We start from the raw sequence: 21,242 nt of genomic DNA on the forward strand, positions 1-21,242 counted from the left end.
TGCCTTGCTTAGCTATCTAAAAGAAAGTTAAGCTCGGCTGTTAGAACTCAATCTGTACGAGTGCCCACACAGATGATTGCTTTATATTGTTAAAGAACGTTGCGGTTAAAGTTAAACTTTATCTCACTAGGGCTGCGCATATTACGCTTTCCTATTTTCTTGTCAACACTTAATTTTAAACTTTATTAAAAATCTAAACTCAAGTTTTACTCGACTAACTGATTAACTCTTGCAGCTTAAGCGTTGCTGTCTGCCGTCTCAGTGGGGTCGCATTATAGGGCGCGGCGAATTTTACGCAAGCGTTTTTATCATTAAATTCGCATTTATTTTATACCCTCAAGATACCCAAAAGAAACTGACACCTTACCCACAGAAGCCTGTGGATAACCTCGTTTTTTTCATCGTTTCACTAAACTATCTGCTTTGCTTATGGTAAGTTGCCCGCTGTTTTTTAAACTCGTTCATTAGGCATATAACATGATAGATATAATAAATAGTATTAGTGGGCTGCTTTGGGGTCATATTCTCGTCTACCTATTAATAGCGGCAGGACTCTTTTTTACTATTAAACTCAAGTTCATTCAATTTGTTCAATTCCCCCACATGATTAAAGTCATGTTCAATTCTCGTCAGTGTGATAAAAACGGTATTTCATCTTTCCAAGCTTTTTGTACTTCCTTAGCCGCACGTGTTGGTACCGGAAATATGGCTGGTGTTGCTGTTGCACTGTATTTAGGTGGTGCTGGGGCTATTTTCTGGATGTGGCTAATTGCCTTAATAGGTATGGCAACGAGTTTTGCAGAAAGTACTTTGGCTCAAGCTTATAAGATTCGTGATGAACATGGTAACTTCAGAGGAGGCCCTGCTTATTATATGGAATATGGTTTGGGCAAACGTTGGATGGGGGTGATTTTCTCACTCTGTTTGATATTGGCATTTGGCCTAGTATTCAATGCAGTGCAATCTAACTCTATAGCCGCTGCATTTAAAGTCGCTTTTGACATTCCAAACTATGTTGTTGGTTTAGTACTAGTCGTTGGCTCTGGCATTATTATATTTGGTGGCCTGAAAACTATTTCTCGCTTTGCAGAGTTGGTTGTACCATTTATGGCATTAGCTTACTTACTTGTAGCTTTATATGTGTGCGCTATTAATGCAGAGCAATTACCGACTGTATTTATGCGTATTATTAATAGTGCATTTGGAATTGAGCAAGCGGGTGCCGGTGCGATTGGTTATGGCGTTATGCAAGCAATGATCCAAGGAATAAAGCGCGGCTTATTCTCAAATGAAGCAGGTATGGGTAGCGCAGCAAATGCGGCAGCGACTGCGACGCCAAATCCGCCCCACCCTGCCTCACAAGGTTATGTGCAAATGCTTGGTGTATTTATTGATACGGTTGTTATATGTAGTGCAACAGCCGCGCTGATTTTGCTCTCTGATCAATTAGTAGCTGACTCAGGTGTAACTGGTATTGCATTAACTCAGGCTGCTCTTGAAGAACATGTTGGAAGCTGGGGCACAATCTTTGTTGCGATTGCTATATTATTCTTTGCTTTTACCTCAATTGTTGCTAACTATTCATACGCAGAAACTAATCTATTATTCTTAGAGCATAATCATGAGCATGGTATGTTGATCTTTAGACTTATAGTATTAGGTATGGTGATGTTTGGCTCTGTGAGTGAACTGGGGTTGATCTGGACCTTAGCTGATATTTCGATGGGCCTCATGGCAATCGTGAATGTTATTGCACTGTTTATGTTATCAGGCGTGGTGATCTGGCTTGCGAACGACTACACCACACAGCGCAAAGCTGGCAAATTACCAACATTTGATCCAACCAAAAATACTCAGCTTGATCAAACCATCCCGAAAGGGATTTGGCATAAAAAGTAAATAAGCTTATTTACAATCAAAGAGGGAGTCTATGTGCTCCCTTTTTTGATCAAAATAATAATGCCTTAGTAGTTATTCAGATTTGCTATCACAAGCGTCTAATATATTCATCGCTAAAGCGCGGCCCTTATTGAGTGCTTTATAAATCTGGCTACAGCTTCAACAATGCTTCAACAATGCTTCAACAATGCTTCAGCGAAGCGCCACACAGGAGTGTTGCTCTGAATCTATTGGGTATGCATGCGGCTGCAATTGGCATAGTGACGCTTTACTGTTCTCAGCATTGGCCATTTATCAAGCGTCACCACAAAAGTAAAGCCTGCTGCTTTTTATACCAATCTGCCAAATTATGTGATCTAATTAGCGCACAGATACTTATCTACTTTTACTGAATTGAACTTAAAAGAATCCAAACAACTTTTAGTTTTATCACGTAAAGAGCCTAATGCAAGAAAACGCATACGCCTGCTTGCTGTTTCATTATTCTTTGAGGGGGGAAACAGAACGAATATTGCTAAGCGGCCAAATACAGCACGCTGCAGTGTCAAAAATGGATTTCAAACTACCTTAACAATTGAGTTGGATACGACAACACTGTCTATCTAATCGTGTATTTAGTGGTTATGAAGAAATAGTCGAACAGGTTTCGCAAGCGTGGAATAAATTCATCTCCGTCCCTGATACGGTTAAAATTATATGCTCTAGAGATTGGATCAAATTTACTTAATCTTTATGCAGATTGGTATTAGTGTTAGTTAAGCTAATTTCTCTGGCATCAATCAACAAAGTGATTTGCGTATATTTTGGTATTAAGATTGTCCGTACGCGCTATGGATAAAAGTTAAACGCATACAAAAGCTATAAGGTGAAAGTTTAATTTAATAGATAGATAAGCAATTTTGGGTGTGTTTTTTTACGCTGTAGGTATAAATTAAGTAATAGTGAATATAAAGTGGTGCCCGAGGCCGGACTTGAACCGGCACGACTTGTTAGTCGAGGGATTTTAAATCCCTTGTGTCTACCAATTCCACCACTCGGGCATCGAGTTTGCTAATTAAAGCGTGTGGAGTAATTATTTGGAGGCGGAACCCGGAGTCGAACCGGGGTAAACGGATTTGCAATCCGGTGCATGGCCACTCTGCCATTCCGCCTAAATGTAACAAATAATTTGGAGCGGCACACGAGGCTCGAACTCGTGACCTCGACCTTGGCAAGGTCGCGCTCTACCAACTGAGCTAGTGCCGCATAAAACTTTGTCAGTAATTTGTACGTTGGTGCGCGACTATGTCGCGGTAAACGTTCTGGCAACTGAGCTAGTGCCGTATAATTAGATATAATTCTTTGTAAGAAATATTTTTTATCGCCCTTAAATTACCTTGGTTGAGTAATTTAAAGTGGTGCCCGAGGCCGGACTTGAACCGGCACGACTTGTTAGTCGAGGGATTTTAAATCCCTTGTGTCTACCAATTCCACCACTCGGGCATCGAGTTTGCTATTTAAAGCAAGTGGATAAAACTAATATGGAGCGGCACACGAGGCTCGAACTCGTGACCTCGACCTTGGCAAGGTCGCGCTCTACCAACTGAGCTAGTGCCGCATCATATTAATTCTAATTACTACATTTTTAAAAGTTACATTTGGTATATGCAACTAAACCACAAAGTGGTGCCCGAGGCCGGACTTGAACCGGCACGACTTGTTAGTCGAGGGATTTTAAATCCCTTGTGTCTACCAATTCCACCACTCGGGCATCGAGTTTGCTAATTAAAGCGTGTGGAGTGTTGATTGGAGGCGGAACCCGGAGTCGAACCGGGGTAAACGGATTTGCAATCCGGTGCATGGCCACTCTGCCATTCCGCCTCAATACTGGGTAACCTTTGATAAACTGGAGCGGCACACGAGGCTCGAACTCGTGACCTCGACCTTGGCAAGGTCGCGCTCTACCAACTGAGCTAGTGCCGCATAACGCATGTAAGTATTAATATGTTTCATCGCAACCTTGTCGCGGTAAAACATTCTAGCAACTTAACCAGTGTCACTTTGTTTATCTAGGGGGCTATGCCCTCTCAACACGGACGCATTCTACAGAGATTATTAAACGCGTCAATACAAAAAATGCTAGTTTTGAACTGTTTGATTATTTTTTATCTAAAACGGTGCGTTATTATACGTTTAGAGTCAATTTTTAGTCAATTCAGACCACGCTGCTATCAAATATTGCAGCATAGAAGTAACCGTTAAGAAGGTCGCAATGTAAAGTAAGCCATAACTTAAGTACATCATCCAACTATCGTATTGCCAAATGAGTCCAATAATAGCTAACATTTGCGCAGCAGTTTTAAACTTACCCATATTTGATACAGCTACATTACCACGCTTGCCTTGCTCTGCCATCCATTCTCGAAGTGCTGAGATAACAATTTCTCTGCTTATTATGATTAAAGCAGGAATAGTCATATACATTGATTGATAATAACTAGCTAAAGCAACCAATGCTGTACACACCATCACTTTGTCAGCAACAGGATCTAAGAATGCACCAAATGGCGTAGACTGCTCAAGCTTGCGCGCTAGATAGCCATCAAGAATATCAGTGATCGATGCAAGCCAGAAAATAAAAGCTGCAGCAAAGAAAGCCCATGAATAAGGCAGATAAAATACCACCAAAAAAATGGGGATAAGAAAAAGTCTAAATGTTGTGAGTGTGTTTGGAATATTCCACATAACTACTTGGGGATGTCTTTTTTTCTATATTCGCACGAAGGGCTAGCCCTTGTCATGCAAATGGTTAAATATCTTCTCAGCCATGTCAGAGCTGATCCCGGGTACTTGCTTTAATTGATCTATATTAGCAGCTTTTACTCCCTGCATGCCCCCTAAAAATTTTAATAATGTTTGGCGTCGTACCGAGCCGATACCACCTATCTCTTCTAATAGTGATTGAGTGCGTTGTTTTTGCCGCTTGTTACGGTGCCCTGCAATAGCAAAGCGATGTGATTCATCGCGAATATGTTGGATCAAATGTAGCGCTGGTGCGTCTGAATCCATTGGGATTGTTTTCCGGCCACCATCAATTAATAGTGTTTCAAGGCCTGGCCTACGACTGGTGCCTTTTGCCACACCGACTAACAGCGGCATTTTTGCATGTGGCCAATTAGCAAAGTACTGCTCGGCACGAGAAAGTTGTCCTTTACCACCGTCGATAAAAATCACATCAGGAATTTTATCTTCGTCAACCAACTTGTTGTAACGCTTGTTTAACGCAAACTCCATTGCAGCATAATCATCACCTCCAGTGATCCCTGTGACATTAAAGCGTCGATATTCTTTATTATTCGGTCCTTGCGAATCAAACACCACACAACTGGCAACTGTGTTTTCTCCCATTGTATGGCTGATATCAAAACATTCCATACGATTAATATCATCAAGCCCTAACGTCGCTTTAAGTTGTGCGTAACGCTTATTAATCGAATCCTGAGTGCTTTGCTTCACGGTAATACTATTAAGCGCATTCTTATTAGCGAGCTGTAAGTATTGCGCACGCTCACCGCGTGTAACTGTTTTTAAAGTTACTTTGCGTTCACTCACTTGGCTTAATGCTTCACTGAGTACATCAACTTCATCAAGTGCAAATGGCAAAATAACTTCTTTAGCAATTCGCCCTGTTGCACCTGGCGCTAAATAATATTGCCCAAGAAATGAAGCCAGTATTTCTTGTGGCTGTGAATCTTTCGGTACTTTTGGAAAGTACGTTTTGCTACCGAGTACTTTATGATCGCGGATCATCAACAAATGAATGCCATTAAGGCCATTTAAATGAGCAAAACCCACAACATCCATTTCGGCATAATTACCTGATATTGATTGTTGCTCTTGCATTTTACGCAGTAGCATTATTTGATCGCGTACTTTAGCTGCCAATTCAAATTGCAAAGCGTGGCTCGCAGCTTCCATTTTAGAGATCAACGCTGCGATGACTTCATGAGATTTGCCAGTCAAAAATTTACGTACAAAATCAACTTGCTGATTGTATTCATCGTCACTCACTTCATTCACGCAAGGTGCAGAACAACGTTTTAGCTGAAATTGCAAACAAGGTCGACTGCGAACGCGATAATACGCATCTTCACATTGACGAACAGGAAATATTTTCTGCATTAACCGCAAACTTTCAGAGACAGCGCCAGCGCTTGGAAATGGCCCAAAATACTCGCCTTTCACTTTGCGGCTACCGCGATGAAATGCAAGTCTTGGATGTTTGTGAGCAGTTAATAAAATATACGGATAGGATTTATCATCACGCAGTAAAATATTGTAACGTGGCTGATATTTTTTTATTAAGTTATTTTCAAGCAGTAAGGCTTCGGTTTCAGTATTGGTTAAAGTGATGTCAATATCACTAATGTTACTGACTAAAGCGCGAGTCTTGCCATCCGTGACATTGCTACGAAAATAGCTACTAACACGTTTTTTAAGGTTTTTAGCTTTACCAACATAAATAACTTTATCATCACTATCAAGCATCCGATAAACGCCGGGTTCGCTTGATAGTGTTTTTAAGAAATGGGCGTGATCAAATTCTGCCATGGGGCAACACTAGTGGGCGCTGTCGATGTCGATCATCTTATGACGAATAGCCAAATGAGTTAGTTCAACATCACCACCCACATTCAGCTTTTCAAACATTCTATAGCGATAACTGTTCACTGTTTTAGAACTTAAATTAAGGCGTTCGGCAATGTCTTGCACCTTTTCACCTTTAGTGATCATTAACATGATCTGTAATTCACGTTCAGATAAACTCTGAAATGGACTTTCATCAGTACGACCCGTCACTTGCGCAAGGGCAATTTGTTGAGCTATTTCTGGTGCAATATAGCGTTGTCCTGCATTTACTGCGCGAATTGCATTGACCATTTCATCAGAGCCCGCCCCTTTGGTTAAGTAACCATGAGCGCCAATTTGCATCACTTTACTTGGGAATGGGTCTTCACAATGTACAGTTAACACAATAATTTTCACATCAGGGCAATAGCGACAAATTTTCTTGGTCGCTTCTAATCCGCCAATACCTGGCATATTCATGTCCATTAGCACAATATCAGGAGAATGCTGACGGCAAAACTGTACCGCTTCTTCACCTGTTTTAGCTTCACCAATTACTTTAAACCCACGAACATCATCTAAAATACGTTTGATACCCGTTCGTACGAGTTCATGGTCATCAACTAAAAGTACATTAATCAATGGGACACCCTCATATAACCTAACAGCATGTCAGTATGACAATTTAATTCGTCACACTAACACAGAAAATCTGAAACGATAACCCAATTATCGTTTCAGATAACTAATTTAAGATGGCGTTTTTTCACTGAAGCGGTCAACCCACAAGGCAATTACCCCATCACCGGTAACATTACAGGCTGTGCCAAAACTATCCTGAGCCAGATAAAGCGCTATCATGAGTGCCACAGCACCTTCATTGAAACCGAGCATGCTGGTTAATAAACCCAGCGCAGACATGACTGCCCCGCCCGGAGCACCCGGCGCGGCAATCATTACCACACCTAGCATCATAATAAACGGCAACATCCCAAATAATGATGGTACATCCATATTTGGTGATAAAAACATCACCGCCATCGCGCAAGTTACGATAGTGATCGTTGAGCCAGATAGATGAATAGTCGCACACAAAGGTACAGTAAAGTTAGCAACATCTTCTTTTACATTATTTGCTTTGCTTGAGCGTAAAGACACTGGAATAGTCGCAGCGCTTGACATAGTGCCTAAGGCTGTAAAGTAAGCTGGGAGCATATTTTTAATTAATTCAATTGGGTTGCGTTTTAATAAAATACCCGTACCGATATAAAGAATACTTAACCATACCCAATGCATTATTAATGCAGCAATCAACACCACACCAAACGTTTGTAAGGTATCAACAACAGTGCCTGCAACTGTCATCTCAGCAAACACACCTGCAATATAAAACGGTAATGCTGGAATAATAACTTTTGCTAGCAAACCATCAATCACATCGCGGCCCTGATCCGATACTTTTTTCAAGGTCTCTAGCTCTAATTGGCTCATACCGATGCCAAACACAAACGCTGTGGCAAGCGCGGTCATAACACCCATCAATGGTGGGATCTCTAAATCAATAAAACTTGCCACTTCGGTTGCTATTTCAGCTTCAAAGGTTAAACCGCCATCAAATAACGGAATAATTGCACTAACAACCATCACAGCTAATGTGCCTGCAATAATGGTCGAACCGTAGGCGAAACCAACGGTTTTACCTAACAAATGGCCTGAACCTTTTGGTAAACCTGCAATTCCTGATGCTATAAAAAATAAAATAATTAGTGGAATAGTAAAAGTGATCAGCTGACCAATTATTTCTTTTACCGTGTAAAGGAGTTCAACACCTGTTAGTGGAACATATAAGCCCACTAAAATACCGGCCAATATACCGGCAATTAATTTTAAGATTAACGTCATTGTCATCACTTCATAAATTTTGATGGGTGAGGTTTTAGCATGTTTTTAATTATATGTATCATAAAACCGCTCAACAACAGCCTGTTTGCACAAAATACAATCACTTTTAGCGTTAAACGCCCGTCTAATTTGTTCATTATAATATCAACTAGGCAATTCATTATGATCTAGCGCATATAAATTTTGGTCAGTATTTGTATCCCTAATAATCCTATGTCAGCATAACTGATAGTATTTTGGTCTTAATAACTATACTTACAAGCAGTCGCTGTTTTTATTTCATTCAGTTATAAGCCGAATAGATATATCTTATAGCCAAACTTTACTTTAGTTTTTTTAATTCAGCAGTAAAGTGTCACTATTACAGATCGATTACATAAAAATCGGTCACGATTGAATAAATTGCACCTAAGGGAACATTATGTCTACTTTTTTTGAAGATAACTCACTAAGCATCGGTAACACACCGTTGGTAAAACTTAATCGTGTTACAGGTGGGAATGTATACGCTAAAGTTGAGTCGCGTAACCCAAGCTTTAGTATTAAATGCCGCATTGGTGCATCGATGATTTGGGAGGCTGAAAAATCAGGTCAACTTACCAAAGACAAAGAGCTCATCGAGCCTACTTCAGGTAACACAGGTATTGCACTGGCATTTGTTGCAGCCTCTCGTGGTTACAAGTTAACGCTTACGATGCCAAACACTATGAGCTTAGAACGTCGTAAACTATTAAAAGCACTTGGTGCAAACCTTGTACTTACAGATGGCGCTAAAGGTATGAACGGTGCGATCGCTAAGGCAAAGGAAATTCAAGCATCAGCCCCTGAAAAGTTTATTTTATTGCAACAATTCGAAAACCCTGCAAACCCTAAAATTCACTTTGAAACAACAGGCCCAGAAATCTTTAATGCATTAGATGGTAAAGTTGATTTCTTTGTGGCTGGTGTGGGTACTGGAGGTACAATTACTGGTGTCAGCCGTTATTTGAAACTTGAAAAAGGCCTTAATGTAAAATCAATCGCTGTTGAACCAACTAATTCGCCAGTGATCAGCCAAACACTCGCGGGTGAAGAAATTAAACCTGGGCCACATAAAATTCAAGGTATTGGCGCAGGCTTTATTCCTGGTAATTTAGATCTATCAATGATCGATGGTGTAGAGCAAGTGTCTAATGAAGAATGTATAGCAATGGCTCATGAGCTGATGAAAAAAGAAGGTATATTAGTTGGTATTTCATCTGGCGCTGCGGTTGTTGCGGCAAAACGCATTGCTGAGTTACCTGAAAATGCAGGTAAAAATGTCGTAGTAATTTTACCTAGTGCAACTGAACGTTATTTATCAAGCCCACTTTTTGCTGAAGAGTTTTCAGAGCAAGAGCTGGTTCAATAAGTTTAAATAGCTTTTGAAAAAGGATGCAAACTGCATCCTTTTTTATTATTTATTGCATTCACATCACTAATTCTTACCGTAAACTTTACATCTGTCGTATTTCGTCACACACTAAATCATCACTAATAAATCTATTTATCTAATGAAATCATTTATAACTCTTTGCACTGCTACATTTTTACTGCTGTTAAGCGGCTGTGGAAATGAAGATTCACCAAAAGGTGAAAAAAATACCCCAGGAAATAGCGCAGCACTATTTTTTGATACACTTTATAACGAACAGGATCTGAGCAAAGCCACTACCATGGCCACACCTAAAATGGCGCGGATCATGAACTCTTATGGCACCTCAAAACAATTTGCCCGCAATTTAGTCAACATGCAATACGATGATGTAGTAATTGAAGTTGATATGACTAATATGAGTTTAAGAGAACAGTATGGCGATACAGCCAATATCAACCTTATTTTCACAGGCCACTTCAATGGTAATAAAGTTGATGATATGCGCAGCGTAAAAATGGTGCGTAAAAAAGGCAATTGGTATGTTGATAAAATCAATGCCGATCCTTTTGCACGCTAACGCTTTATATTAAATATTTAAATAGCTTAACAAGCCTTGCTCGCAGCAAGGCTTGTTAGTTTTCGCTATTACAGTTCACCTGGCTGATAATTATCTACCGCAATAGCCTGTTTGCGTAGGTTATTTGCAGCATGTAGCTTTTCGCCTTGCTCATCAGTTATTAACTGTTTTTCAAGCGCACTGTCGATTGCAGTTGCTATATCAGCATTACGGTTAAGTGTGCCGTCACGTTGCCATTTCTTCAATCGTTTGAAGGCGGAGCTGGTATCATGCATCGCCATAAACGCATTCTCCATCACACCAGTACCCGCTTTATCATCCACATAACATAAATGAGTTAAGCGGTTTCTAAATACCCCAGGTTGGGTCATATGCTCACAAATTGTTTGTGCAAGTTCATCACTTGGGCGCTGATAATGATTACCAAGCGGAAATACAATACGTTTTAAAATGAAGTTAATAACTGGGTTTGAAAAGTTTTTGAAAAAACCGTCAAATGCTTGGCCAATTTCAAACAGTGACAATTCAACCGCATATTTTACGAACGGAAGATCAGCTTGTTGACGCCCCTCGTCTTCAAAACGTTTTAATACACAAGATGCTAAGTATAAGTGGCTTAAGACATCCCCTAAACGCGCTGAAATCATCTCTTTACGTTTAAGCTCACCACCAAGTACTAACATTGCCACATCAGTGCTAAAGGCAAGTCCTCGGCTCATACGCCCTAACTGCTTATAATATGAAGCAGTCTCACCGCAAACGGGCGATTTTGCAAAATAGCTTCGCGTTAATCCATGTATAAAAGCCATACTCGCATTAGTAGCGGCAAATAAAATATGCTGCAGTAATAATGAATCAAATTCTTTTAACGCAAGATCGTCATCTTCCATTGCTGCGGCTTCCATTTCTTTGAGTACAAATGGGTGGCAACGAGTTGCACCTTGACCGAAGATCATCAGATTACGGGTTAAAATATTCGCCCCTTCAACAGTAATTGATACTGGAATGCCCATATAACCGTGCGCTAAATAGTTATTTGGCCCCACTTGGATCCCCTTACCCGAATGAATGTCCATAGCATCATTCATTACCGTACGGCCCATCTCTGTCATATGATATTTGGCAATCGCAGTCACCACTGATGGGCTTAATTTTAAATCAATGGCTCCGGCAGTCATTAAGCGGCATGATTCAAGACTATAGGTTAGTCCACCAATGCGAGCCAGCGCCTCTTGCACGCCTTCAAACTGCCCGATAGAAACACCAAATTGTTGACGTACCATTGCATAGGCCGATGTCATACGGGCACATAAATGCCCTGTTGCACTGCTCAATGCTGGTAATGAAATACCGCGCCCGGCACTTAAGCACTCAACCAACATCCGCCAACCTCGTCCAGCCCCTTTTTGACCGCCAATGATCCAATCAAGAGGAATAAATACATCTTTACCGTAGGTTGTGCCATTCATAAACGCCATATTCAATGGATAATGGCGCTCACCCGTTTCCACACCAGGGTGATCTGTTGGGATCAGCGCACAGGTTATACCTAGCTCTTTATGTTTACCAAGTAATCCATCGGGATCATACATTTTAAAAGCAAGTCCAAGAACCGTTGCTACGGGTGCAAGCGTAATGTAGCGTTTTGACCAATTTAATCGTAAGCCTACAACTTCTTGGCCTTCAAACTCACCCTTACACACTACGCCAGAGTCAGGAATACTGCCAGCATCAGAGCCTGCTTCAGGGCCTGTTAGAGCAAAACACGGCACATCATCCCCTTTCGCAAGTGAAGGTAACCAGCGCTCTTGCTGCTCTTTTGTACCATAATGTAATAGTAATTCACCAGGGCCTAAACTGTTGGGCACCATCACGGTGACTGCAGCTGTTAAGCTTTTAGTGGCGATTTTAGCTACGATGGTTGAGTTTGCAATTGCTGAAAACTGGCGTCCGCCAAATTTCTCGGGAATGATCAGCGCAAAGAAACCTTGGGTCTTTAGGTAATCCCATACTTCTTTTGGCAAGTCTTTATCTTTTTGCACAATATGATAGTCATCAAGCATTGCCAACAGTGTGTCCACTTCATTGTCTAAAAATATTCGCTCTTTTTCGCTCAACTCTGGCTTTGGGTAGCTGTGAAGTAGTTGCCAATCAGGATTGCCACTAAATAGTTCTCCATCCCACCACACGTCGCCCGCTTCCATCGCTTCACGCTCAGTTTGCGAAAGCGGCGGTAATACCTTTTTAAACATTTTAAATGTCGGGCGACTGACGAGATTTAAGCGGATATCTTTAACCGCAAAAATAACTATCACCAACACCAGTAACAAAATAAACACTGACATGGAAACTATCCTTATTAATTAATAAAACAGATTGACTTAATTATGACCGATCCTTTAATAAATACAATGCCACTGTAAACTCGCATTGCCTGAGCTAAAGAGTCGGTTATTGATAAACTTTGCCTAACACATAGACGCTGCTATCATCCTACCCGATAAATAACAAATATAAGGGTTAACATGACTACTCCACATTTTAAGCTCAGTTTGAGCGCAATAATGGTTGCCAGCACATTAGCATTAAGCGGCTGTAACCAAGAAGCCACTAACACAGTAACTCAAGCTGCAAGCCCTGCGCCGGTAACTGCAAAAGACGCGCAAGCCTTTTTAGATACGACAGAGCAAGAGCTCAGTGCTTTATATCTAGAATCAAGTCGCGCGGAATGGATATACGCTAACTTTATAACGCATGATACATCAGCCCTATCAGCTGAAGTAAATCGTAAAATGACCGAAGCGGTGGTTCGCCTTGCTAACGAAGCTGCACAGTTTGACTCTCTCGAACTTGATTATGACGCACGTCGTAAACTCGACAAATTAAAATTGGCACTGACTTTACCTGCCCCACAAGATGCAGAAAAAACAGCAAAACTATCACAGCTTGTGGCTGAACTTGGCGGTATATATGGTAAAGGTAAATATTGTAAAGACGATGGCAGCTGTTTAAGCCTAGGTGATATGACTGCAACAATGGCCACCAGCCGTGATTACAACGAACTGCTTGATTTATGGCAAGGTTGGCGCCAGGTATCAAAACCAATGCGTCCACTGTATGAACAACAAGTTGTATTAACCAATGAAGGCGCTAAAGAGCTTGGTTATGCAGACACTGGTGCAATGTGGCGTAGTAAGTATGATATGCCAGCAGATGATTTTGCCAAAGAACTTGATCGTATTTGGGGGCAAGTAAAACCATTATATGATTCGCTGCATTGTCATGTTCGTGCCAAGTTAGGTGAAAAATACGGTGAAGACAAAGTACCTCAAGACCAACCTATCCCAGCGCATTTATTAGGTAATATGTGGGCGCAATCGTGGGGCAACATTTACGATGTAGTCGCACCTGAAAATGCCGATCCTGGTTATGATGTAACCGCATTATTAGCCGAGCATAACTACGATGAACTTAAAATGGTACGCGGCGCTGAAAAATTTTTCACCTCAATGGGATTTGCACCTTTACCTGACACCTTTTACCAACGTTCGTTATTCACTAAACCTGCCGATCGTGATGTACAGTGCCATGCTTCAGCGTGGAATATAGATAGTAAAGACGACTTACGCATTAAAATGTGTATTCAGCGTACTGGTGAAGAATTCTCAGTTATTCACCATGAGTTAGGTCACAATTTTTATCAACGCGCTTACAATACCCAACCGCTTTATTATCAAGAAAGTGCTAACGACGGTTTCCACGAAGCCATCGGCGATACTATTGCGCTCTCGGTAACACCTGGTTACTTAAAAGAAATTGGTTTATTAGAGCAAGTGCCTGATGAATCGAAAGACATTGGCTTACTGATGAAAATGGCGCTAGATAAAGTAGCGTTTATTCCATTTGGTTTACTTGTGGACCAATGGCGTTGGCAAGTATTTTCAGGTGCAGTAACCCCTGAAAACTACAATAAGGCATGGTGGGAATTACGTGAAAAATACCAAGGTGTAAAAGCACCTATCACACGAAGCGAAGCTGACTTTGATCCAGGTGCAAAATATCATGTGCCAGGTAATACACCATATACACGTTACTTCTTAGCGCATATTTTACAGTTTGATTTCCACCGTAGTTTATGTGAAATAGCAGGTAACAAAGAAGCCATTCATCGCTGCTCAGTATACAACTCTAAAGAAGCAGGTGAAAAACTCAATGCTATGCTAGAAATGGGTTCAAGCCGCCCTTGGCAAGAAGCATTAGCCACCGTAACAGGTAAACCTGAAATGGATGCAACAGCCCTACTTGATTACTTTGCGCCACTGCAAAAATATCTTGATGAGCAAAATAAAGGCCGACAATGTGGTTGGTAAGTAAACTTAGTTAAATAACAAAAATGCAAAAGCCCGCTCAATTGAGCGGGCTTTTTTAGTATTGCAGTACTAGTATTACAGTTTGATTAGAACTGTAAGCTTACATTTGCAAAGTAAGCGTCATAACCAGAATCATCCCAGTTATTGCCGTAACCCGCTTTTAAGCCAACATTTTTGTTGAAGAAATGTTGAGCACCAAAAGTGTAATCATCGTTTTTATTAAATGTAACAAACGCTGATGTCGCTTTAGTGAAGTAGTAATTAGAACCTAATTCCCATGAACTACCACTGTCGTCAGTATCTGAAATAGTACCTTCAACAGTTAGGTAGTTACCTTGCTTAAGATCCATGAAGTATTTAGCGTTCACAGCGCGGTAATCAAACTCGTCATCAGATGTTACAGTGAAACCGATGTAATCTGTGCTATTAAGTTTATGATCATAAGCAAGATCAAATATTACTGAATTTTCGCCATCTTCAACGTCAATGAATGTCGCTTTTAATAATAAATTTGGATTAAAAAAGTAACCTGCTGATACATTAAATACGTCTTTGCTTGAAACAGAATCAACATCAAGGTTGCTATATTGAGCACCTACCACAAAATTTTCAACAAAGTACTCACCACCGATAGTTGTTACATCGCTAAAGTCATTATCAATGTATGAACCATATACGTTGGTTTGCTTGTTAATATACTCAAATTGATCGTAAGGACCTAATGTTGCTTTTGGTGAGAAGTAATATTTTGAATCAACACTAACTGTGTCGTTGCCATCGGTATCCATATATCCTAAATGGCTGATTGACTGATAGTTATCCGCAGCAGTCGCGGCACTAGAAAGAAGAATACTCGAAATAATAACTGCTAATTTTTTCATAAAAAGATTTCCCTATTTTACATTGTTTTATTGCTACAAGGTTTAACGTTTAACCGGTTGGTTAAGACGGGGCACATCCTAACGCGAGTAAACTGAATTGAAACTTAACTAAGTGCTTGTATTTTATTATAAAAATGTAAGTGGATGTAAGGAAGTGTAAAAAAAAGGTAGCGAATAGGAATGTTAATCGCTACCGTTTTAAAAGCTCAATTATGATCAAAGCGCGTACTGGCTGATTATCCGGTACACATCATTGATATTATCACCCGATTTAAAGTCTTTGCTGATCGGTGTTGGATCAGAGCCAACCCAAATTTTTAATTCAGCATCTAAATCAAAATGACCTGCACTTTCTTTACTAAACTTAGTTATTTTTGAATAAGCAATACTGATCATCTCTATTTTTGAGCCAGTGACCCCCTGCTTATCCAACAAAATTAAACGTTTGTTAGTAAAAATAAACATGTCACGTACCACTTTATAGGCCTTTTCAACTTGTTCACCTTCAATCAGTGTATTTGCCAATACTTTTTCTAAATCATTGTCATCAATTTCACTGGCATTACCCATTAAACCACTTAATAAACCCATTATATTTGCTCCTGTTTAAATATTTGATTTTCTAATGTATGGCCGTTTACCAATTGGCGATACCGCCAACCTTGCTGATAACAATGTTGCAGTATGGTGATATCAAATGGTGTCGCCGTTTTTTGGTACTCGATAACATATTCTTTAGCTTGACTCATATATACTTTAGACACATCTGCTAAAGCTTGTATTTTCTCTTCAACATCCGGGTAATGCTCGCTCAATAACAATGTAATAAATCCAGACTCTAGTTCGCTATTATCACTGTGCGTTGGATGCTCTGTGAGCTTACCTTTATCAAGGTGCAGTACATGTGAACATAAGCGTTCTAGTTCAGTTAAATCATGCGAACTTAAAATAAAGGTAGCCTCACTGCTAAGATTCGCAACCACTTCGCGTACTTCGCGAGCATGAATAGGATCAAGCCCAGCGGTTGCTTCATCCAGCATGACTATTTGTGGTTTCCCGATCAGCGCTTGACCTATGGTGACACGTTTACGCATTCCATGTGATAAATCATCAGAACGCTGTTTAGCAACGTCAGCTAGTCCGACTAACTCAAGTACGCGGATCGCTTCTGCTTGGCTTTGCTTATTTGACAGCCCTTGTAGCTGGCCATAAAACGCCAGTTGGTGAGCGATACTAAAGCGCGGATCAAGTTGAGCATCTTGCGGTAACGCACTGAGCTTGCCAAACAATTCACTACTGCCTGGATTATGTCCAATAATATTGAGCGTGCCTTTTGTTGGTAAAATATAACCGCATAACAAACTAAACAAGGTGGTTTTGCCTGCACCATTTGGCCCAACCAGTGCTACTGGCGCGCCTTGCTGTATCTCAAAACTTACCTGATCAAGGGCCAATTTATTACCATACTGCTTAGTTAAACCTGTTGCGTGTATTAGTGTGCTCATAGAGAACTCCTTGCAAAAATACGCTGAGCAATCGCTAGCATCACGGTAGTTTGTATTAACACAATGCCAATGCTATTAAATATTCCTGCGTTTTGTCCTGCCATTTGATCAAGTTGTACGCCAGGGAAAACATAATCAAGCATTGCCAAAACGGGTATTTGCCAGCTTAAAATACTGACCACAATATTCCCGCCAGCAAAAAATAATACGGCAAGCACCACAGTTAAACGCGCTGAGCGTGCAAAAGTATTTAACAACGTCATTAATGCTATAAAGGGCAAAACAGCAATTAATAAATAACAGAACAAAACAAAGCTGCGACTTATGCCACTGACTAATAATGCTGGATCTCTAAAGACCATAACTGCAACTGAAGCTACCAAGGTAACAAGTATTAATGCTGCTAAAATAAATACCTGTCCTAAAAAGCGGCCAAATAACATTTCATTTCGGGTAGCTCTAAGAGATAAAAAGCGTAGTGTTCCTCGTTGTTTATCACCAACAAGTTGGTCGCTACATAAAAACAAGCAGAAACTAGGAAAGCTATACAATGCAATTAACCAATACATTGCTAATTCAGCTTCAGGCCAATCGAGTAATTTACTCAGTCCAATAGCACCAAATACTTGTTGTGCTAAATCGGCTATTTGGGGCGAACTAATTAAGCTGACCGCTTGACCTATCGGATAGCGTAAAATCAATAACCAACAAATCGAAAATGCGGCAACAGCAAGTAAGCCGCGCTTGGTTAAAAATAATCTCACTAGTTCAAACTGGGCAATCTTTAATAATCGCTGAGGGTGGAGTTGCGTCACAGATATTCCTTATTAATCTATATACAGCTTACACTAAGGGCAAACGTGTTGAATTACTAGCAAAAAAAAGCCCGTATTAATACGAGCTTTGTAACAAATAATGTAGTCTTATTGATCCGCAAGCTACAAATTCTGCTGGTATATGTCGAGTGCTTGGCTTAAATCAGCAATCAAATCGTCCACATCTTCAAGGCCTATATGTAAGCGGATCACTGGTCCTTGCGTCCAACCAGTTGCTGAGCGTAAACCTTTCATAGTTAAGTTGGCAGTCACTAAACTCTCGAAGCCGCCCCACGAGAAGCCCATTTTAAAATGCTCTAAACTATCTAAAAAAGCATCAATCGCGCTTTGGTTACCTTGTTTCATAACAAAAGAAAACAAGCCATTACTACCATCAAAATCACGCTTAAAAAACTCATGACCCGGACACGTTGCAAATGCCGGGTGACGAATATGGTCAACCAATGGATGCTGCTCTAACCAAGTAGCGACTTCGATCGCGGCTTTTTCATGCTGATTTAAACGTACCGCCATAGTGCGCAGGCCTCTTAACGCTAAATAAGCGTCATCAGCCGACGTACATTGACCAAGTAAATATGAATTTTCTCGAAGTGTCGGCCAGTATTTTTTATTGGCCACTGCCACCCCCATCATCACGTCCGAATGACCCACAATGTATTTAGTTGCCGCTTGAATACTAATATCCACCCCGTGTTCAAGTGGGCGATAATGCAAGCCATTACCATAGGTGTTATCAAGCATGGTCATTACCCCATGCTCATTGGCAACTGCAACCATGGCTGGTACATCTTGAATTTCCATGGTGATAGAACCTGGCGACTCTAAAAACAGCACTTTGGTGTTGTCTTTGATCAGCGCTTTAATATCTGCCCCAATTGTTGGTGGATAATAAGTCGTCTCAACGCCAAAGCCAGCTAAAATTTTATCGCAAAAATTACGCGTTGGTTCATAGGCATTATCTACCATTAAGATATGATCGCCCGCTTTCAAAAAAGCCAATAGTGTGCTGCTAATTGCCGCTGCACCACATGGATAAAGCGCACATCCCTCACCACCTTCAAGCTCAGTGATCGCCTCTTGTAATGCAAAATGTGTAGTAGTACCACGACGACCATAAAAAAGTGTTTTATCGCCACGTTTTTTTGCCGCTTTTTTAAGCTCTGCCACTGAATCAAAAACAACTGTCGATGCACGTTGCACTACGGGGTTAACCACCCCATGAGTATATGCTTTTTTACGTCCGGTACTTACTAACAGCGTACTTTTATTGCTTTTTGTCGTCATCATTAATCCTTAAAATATTTCGTTAGAACATACTCTGCACTATGCTTAATCTTGCAAATTACACCAATAGTCGATTAAATAGCGCGAGATAGAATCAGCTCTTGGTAGCTTTAAATGCTCCCCCTCTTCGTGCCAATTGCCAAATTGAGCAAGCTCTTCACGGCTAAACCACCGCGCATCGTCTAGTTCGTCTTTATCAACCTGGATATCTTCCGTAACAGCTTCAGCGATAAAGCCCAGCATAATCGATGATGGAAATGGCCACGGCTGCGAGGCAATATACTTAACATTTTCAACCACAATGCCCGCTTCTTCCATCACTTCACGCGCCACCGCTTGCTCTAAGCTTTCGCCCGGATCAACAAAACCAGCTAAAGACGAATACATACCTGCTGCCCACACAGCTTGGCGACCAAGTAAACAGCGTTCAACACCATCAGCAAATGTACGCGTTACCACCATGATCACGGCCGGATCAGTTCGCGGAAACGTTTGGTGTTTACACCCATCATTACTACATAAACGTGAATGACCCGCTTCAACCAGCTCATTTTCGCTGCCACAACGTCCACAAAAACGATGAGTTGCATGCCAGTAACACAAACCTCGTGCCAGTGCAGCCATTGAGCCTTGCGCGATTTCCACTTGCACCCCAAAGCGACGAATATCGACAAACTCAGCGTCACCTATCAGCTGGCTTAAGGCGGCTTCGTCTAGCTTGCTTACATCAAGTGCGAAATGACTGGTTTGCTGCTCATCTAAACCTAAAAATATCGCTTCGTTTAGTGCTAAGTGACTCACATCACTAAAGCTTAAAAAAGTCACAGCAATATTATTTATATCAAATAAAGTGTGATTGTTATTCACCAATAACCAACGGCTTTGCTCATTTATTTGTGCTGCCACCCATTGTTGCTCTTTACGTAGGTTTGATGCGCGGTTTAAAGGCATCTGGCTGTAATTTAGCATGCTTATCCTTGTTACTATTTAGATGGCTAAAACTACCATAAGCTTACACGAAACCCAATTTATTACTGACGTTGAAACAGCCAAAAAAAAAAGCCCTGAAGGGCTTTTTAAACACACAATAAATTCTGTCGTAATTACAATGTAGCTAAATGAGCCTGTAACTTTTGATTCTCAGCTTCGATATGCTGATAAAATTCTAAATCTTCCAGTTTGCTTGCAGCCGCTTTATCAATAACGATCACTGCGTCTTTATGTAACTGAAGCGCAGATGCTGGACATTTAGCCATTAACGGGCCTTCAATCATAGCATGCACTGCATGAGCCTTATTTTCACCGGTAGCAAGTAAAACAACCTTTTTCGCTTCTAAAATAGTACCAATACCCATGGTAATAGATAGATGAGGCTGATATTCACCCTCAGCAAAAAAACGGGCATTATCATCAACGGTTGCTTTAGTCAGGGTTTTTACACGAGTACGTGAACGCAGACCTGATGAAGGCTCATTAAAGCCGATGTGACCATTACGTCCGATGCCTAATAACTGTACATCAACACCGCCTGCTGCAACTATTTTGTCTTCGTATTCTTTGCATGCTGTAATTGGGTTTAGGGCATCCCCTGGCGGTACAAAGGTATTATCTTTGTTTATATCAATATGGCTAAACAATTGCTCATTCATGAAGTGGCGGTAACTTTGTGGATGATCGCCCGTTAAACCTAAGTATTCATCTAAATTAAACGTTGTTGCTTGTGAAAATGAAATCTCACCCGCTTTATTTTTAGCGATTAATTGTTGATATAACGCAACTGGCGTAGAGCCCGTTGCTAAACCGAGCACTGACGTTGGTTTTTTTTGTAATTGTGTTGCGAAAATATTTGCGCCATATGCTGCTACGGCTGCTGCATCATTTAAAATTACTATTTGCATATTAATTTGCTCAGTTATTAAATTAGTTGATGAAAAAATGGGACCTAAGTCCCAACCCCATGTGCAATCGGATTGGGCCTTAGATC

16 protein-coding genes and 8 tRNA genes are annotated in these 21,242 nt (G+C 40.8%); 4 read left to right on the plus strand and 20 right to left on the minus strand.

Annotation, left to right across the window (positions count from 1 at the left end; genetic code table 11):
- Positions 1-477 precede the first annotated feature (477 nt).
- Complete coding sequence (locus tag H5200_RS12880) at positions 478-1,899, plus strand: sodium:alanine symporter family protein (protein ID WP_182740048.1); 1,422 nt, start codon at positions 478-480, stop codon at positions 1,897-1,899.
- 953 nt (positions 1,900-2,852) lie between these two features.
- On the opposite strand, the gene H5200_RS12885 is transcribed toward H5200_RS12880, so the two are convergent.
- The 12 genes from H5200_RS12885 to H5200_RS12940 form a co-directional block, all read right to left on the minus strand.
- A tRNA-Leu gene (locus tag H5200_RS12885) sits at positions 2,853-2,939 on the minus strand.
- 37 nt (positions 2,940-2,976) lie between these two features.
- Positions 2,977-3,050 (minus strand) — tRNA-Cys (locus H5200_RS12890).
- Positions 3,051-3,068: 18 nt separating this feature from the next.
- Positions 3,069-3,144: transfer RNA gene (locus H5200_RS12895), tRNA-Gly, on the minus strand.
- A gap of 150 nt (positions 3,145-3,294) precedes the next feature.
- Positions 3,295-3,381 (minus strand) — tRNA-Leu (locus H5200_RS12900).
- Between the two features lie 39 nt (positions 3,382-3,420).
- A tRNA-Gly gene (locus tag H5200_RS12905) sits at positions 3,421-3,496 on the minus strand.
- 66 nt (positions 3,497-3,562) lie between these two features.
- Positions 3,563-3,649: transfer RNA gene (locus H5200_RS12910), tRNA-Leu, on the minus strand.
- Positions 3,650-3,685: 36 nt separating this feature from the next.
- A tRNA-Cys gene (locus H5200_RS12915) sits at positions 3,686-3,759 on the minus strand.
- A 26-nt stretch (positions 3,760-3,785) separates the two neighbouring features.
- Positions 3,786-3,861, minus strand: a tRNA-Gly gene (locus H5200_RS12920).
- 216 nt (positions 3,862-4,077) lie between these two features.
- Positions 4,078-4,623, minus strand: coding sequence for a CDP-diacylglycerol--glycerol-3-phosphate 3-phosphatidyltransferase (pgsA, locus tag H5200_RS12925; RefSeq protein ID WP_145242294.1), 546 nt, complete (start codon positions 4,621-4,623; stop codon positions 4,078-4,080).
- 42 nt (positions 4,624-4,665) lie between these two features.
- A complete protein-coding gene (gene uvrC / locus H5200_RS12930) occupies positions 4,666-6,489 on the minus strand; it encodes an excinuclease ABC subunit UvrC (RefSeq protein ID WP_145242296.1) in 1,824 nt (607 codons plus the stop codon).
- Positions 6,490-6,498: 9 nt separating this feature from the next.
- Positions 6,499-7,149: a UvrY/SirA/GacA family response regulator transcription factor gene (gene uvrY / locus H5200_RS12935; protein WP_016707677.1), complete on the minus strand. Its 651-nt coding sequence runs from the start codon at positions 7,147-7,149 to the stop codon at positions 6,499-6,501.
- Positions 7,150-7,257: 108 nt separating this feature from the next.
- Positions 7,258-8,409: a dicarboxylate/amino acid:cation symporter gene (locus H5200_RS12940; RefSeq protein ID WP_145242298.1), complete on the minus strand. Its 1,152-nt coding sequence runs from the start codon at positions 8,407-8,409 to the stop codon at positions 7,258-7,260.
- Positions 8,410-8,830: 421 nt separating this feature from the next.
- On the opposite strand from H5200_RS12940, the gene cysK reads away from it, so the two are divergent.
- Positions 8,831-9,799, plus strand: a complete 969-nt coding sequence (gene cysK / locus H5200_RS12945) for a cysteine synthase A (RefSeq protein ID WP_149982968.1) — start codon at positions 8,831-8,833, stop codon at positions 9,797-9,799.
- A gap of 142 nt (positions 9,800-9,941) precedes the next feature.
- Positions 9,942-10,382, plus strand: a complete 441-nt coding sequence (locus H5200_RS12950) for a hypothetical protein (protein WP_182717977.1) — start codon at positions 9,942-9,944, stop codon at positions 10,380-10,382.
- A 68-nt stretch (positions 10,383-10,450) separates the two neighbouring features.
- On the opposite strand, the gene H5200_RS12955 is transcribed toward H5200_RS12950, so the two are convergent.
- Entirely contained in the window at positions 10,451-12,727 is a 2,277-nt protein-coding gene (locus tag H5200_RS12955) for an acyl-CoA dehydrogenase (RefSeq protein WP_182717976.1), read from the minus strand.
- 180 nt (positions 12,728-12,907) lie between these two features.
- Here H5200_RS12955 and H5200_RS12960 point away from each other — a divergent pair, with 180 nt between their 5' ends.
- Positions 12,908-14,752 carry a M2 family metallopeptidase gene (locus H5200_RS12960; RefSeq protein WP_182761628.1) on the plus strand — a complete coding sequence of 615 codons (1,845 nt, stop codon included), beginning with the start codon at positions 12,908-12,910 and terminating at the stop codon, positions 14,750-14,752.
- Positions 14,753-14,838: 86 nt separating this feature from the next.
- Here H5200_RS12960 and H5200_RS12965 read toward each other — a convergent pair whose 3' ends face one another.
- From H5200_RS12965 to nagB, 7 genes are all read right to left on the minus strand, one after another.
- Positions 14,839-15,633: a putative porin gene (locus H5200_RS12965; RefSeq protein WP_145242308.1), complete on the minus strand. Its 795-nt coding sequence runs from the start codon at positions 15,631-15,633 to the stop codon at positions 14,839-14,841.
- Positions 15,634-15,849: 216 nt separating this feature from the next.
- Positions 15,850-16,224 carry a PH domain-containing protein gene (locus tag H5200_RS12970; protein ID WP_145242310.1) on the minus strand — a complete coding sequence of 125 codons (375 nt, stop codon included), beginning with the start codon at positions 16,222-16,224 and terminating at the stop codon, positions 15,850-15,852.
- Positions 16,224-17,138 carry an ABC transporter ATP-binding protein gene (locus H5200_RS12975; RefSeq protein WP_182761629.1) on the minus strand — a complete coding sequence of 305 codons (915 nt, stop codon included), beginning with the start codon at positions 17,136-17,138 and terminating at the stop codon, positions 16,224-16,226. Before H5200_RS12975 ends, H5200_RS12970 begins: the two co-directional genes overlap by 1 nt.
- Positions 17,135-17,953 carry an ABC transporter permease subunit gene (locus tag H5200_RS12980; protein ID WP_182761630.1) on the minus strand — a complete coding sequence of 273 codons (819 nt, stop codon included), beginning with the start codon at positions 17,951-17,953 and terminating at the stop codon, positions 17,135-17,137. The genes H5200_RS12975 and H5200_RS12980 overlap by 4 nt, the downstream gene beginning before the upstream one ends.
- 123 nt (positions 17,954-18,076) lie before the next feature.
- A complete protein-coding gene (locus H5200_RS12985) occupies positions 18,077-19,258 on the minus strand; it encodes a cystathionine beta-lyase (RefSeq protein ID WP_182761643.1) in 1,182 nt (393 codons plus the stop codon).
- Between the two features lie 45 nt (positions 19,259-19,303).
- On the minus strand, positions 19,304-20,227 hold the full coding sequence (gene nudC / locus H5200_RS12990; protein WP_182717972.1) for an NAD(+) diphosphatase: 924 nt from the start codon (positions 20,225-20,227) through the stop codon (positions 19,304-19,306).
- Positions 20,228-20,361: 134 nt separating this feature from the next.
- Positions 20,362-21,156, minus strand: coding sequence for a glucosamine-6-phosphate deaminase (nagB, locus tag H5200_RS12995; protein ID WP_182761631.1), 795 nt, complete (start codon positions 21,154-21,156; stop codon positions 20,362-20,364).
- Positions 21,157-21,242 lie beyond the last annotated feature (86 nt).

This window comes from Pseudoalteromonas sp. SG43-7, assembly GCF_014164295.1.
Taxonomy (GTDB): domain Bacteria; phylum Pseudomonadota; class Gammaproteobacteria; order Enterobacterales; family Alteromonadaceae; genus Pseudoalteromonas; species Pseudoalteromonas rhizosphaerae.

What these genes read in the sequence shown, in the direction of transcription:
- H5200_RS12880 (WP_182740048.1), top strand. Translation starts at nt 478, where the DNA reads ATGATAGATATAATAAATAGTATTAGTGGGCTGCTTTGGGGTCATATT.
- pgsA (WP_145242294.1), bottom strand. Translation starts at nt 4,623, where the DNA reads ATGTGGAATATTCCAAACACACTCACAACATTTAGACTTTTTCTTATC.
- uvrC (WP_145242296.1), bottom strand. Translation starts at nt 6,489, where the DNA reads ATGGCAGAATTTGATCACGCCCATTTCTTAAAAACACTATCAAGCGAA.
- H5200_RS12940 (WP_145242298.1), bottom strand. Translation starts at nt 8,409, where the DNA reads ATGACGTTAATCTTAAAATTAATTGCCGGTATATTGGCCGGTATTTTA.
- cysK (WP_149982968.1), top strand. Translation starts at nt 8,831, where the DNA reads ATGTCTACTTTTTTTGAAGATAACTCACTAAGCATCGGTAACACACCG.
- H5200_RS12950 (WP_182717977.1), top strand. Translation starts at nt 9,942, where the DNA reads ATGAAATCATTTATAACTCTTTGCACTGCTACATTTTTACTGCTGTTA.
- H5200_RS12955 (WP_182717976.1), bottom strand. Translation starts at nt 12,727, where the DNA reads ATGTCAGTGTTTATTTTGTTACTGGTGTTGGTGATAGTTATTTTTGCG.
- H5200_RS12960 (WP_182761628.1), top strand. Translation starts at nt 12,908, where the DNA reads ATGACTACTCCACATTTTAAGCTCAGTTTGAGCGCAATAATGGTTGCC.
- H5200_RS12965 (WP_145242308.1), bottom strand. Translation starts at nt 15,633, where the DNA reads ATGAAAAAATTAGCAGTTATTATTTCGAGTATTCTTCTTTCTAGTGCC.
- H5200_RS12970 (WP_145242310.1), bottom strand. Translation starts at nt 16,224, where the DNA reads ATGGGTTTATTAAGTGGTTTAATGGGTAATGCCAGTGAAATTGATGAC.
- H5200_RS12975 (WP_182761629.1), bottom strand. Translation starts at nt 17,138, where the DNA reads ATGAGCACACTAATACACGCAACAGGTTTAACTAAGCAGTATGGTAAT.
- H5200_RS12985 (WP_182761643.1), bottom strand. Translation starts at nt 19,258, where the DNA reads ATGACGACAAAAAGCAATAAAAGTACGCTGTTAGTAAGTACCGGACGT.
- nudC (WP_182717972.1), bottom strand. Translation starts at nt 20,227, where the DNA reads ATGCTAAATTACAGCCAGATGCCTTTAAACCGCGCATCAAACCTACGT.
- nagB (WP_182761631.1), bottom strand. Translation starts at nt 21,156, where the DNA reads ATGCAAATAGTAATTTTAAATGATGCAGCAGCCGTAGCAGCATATGGC.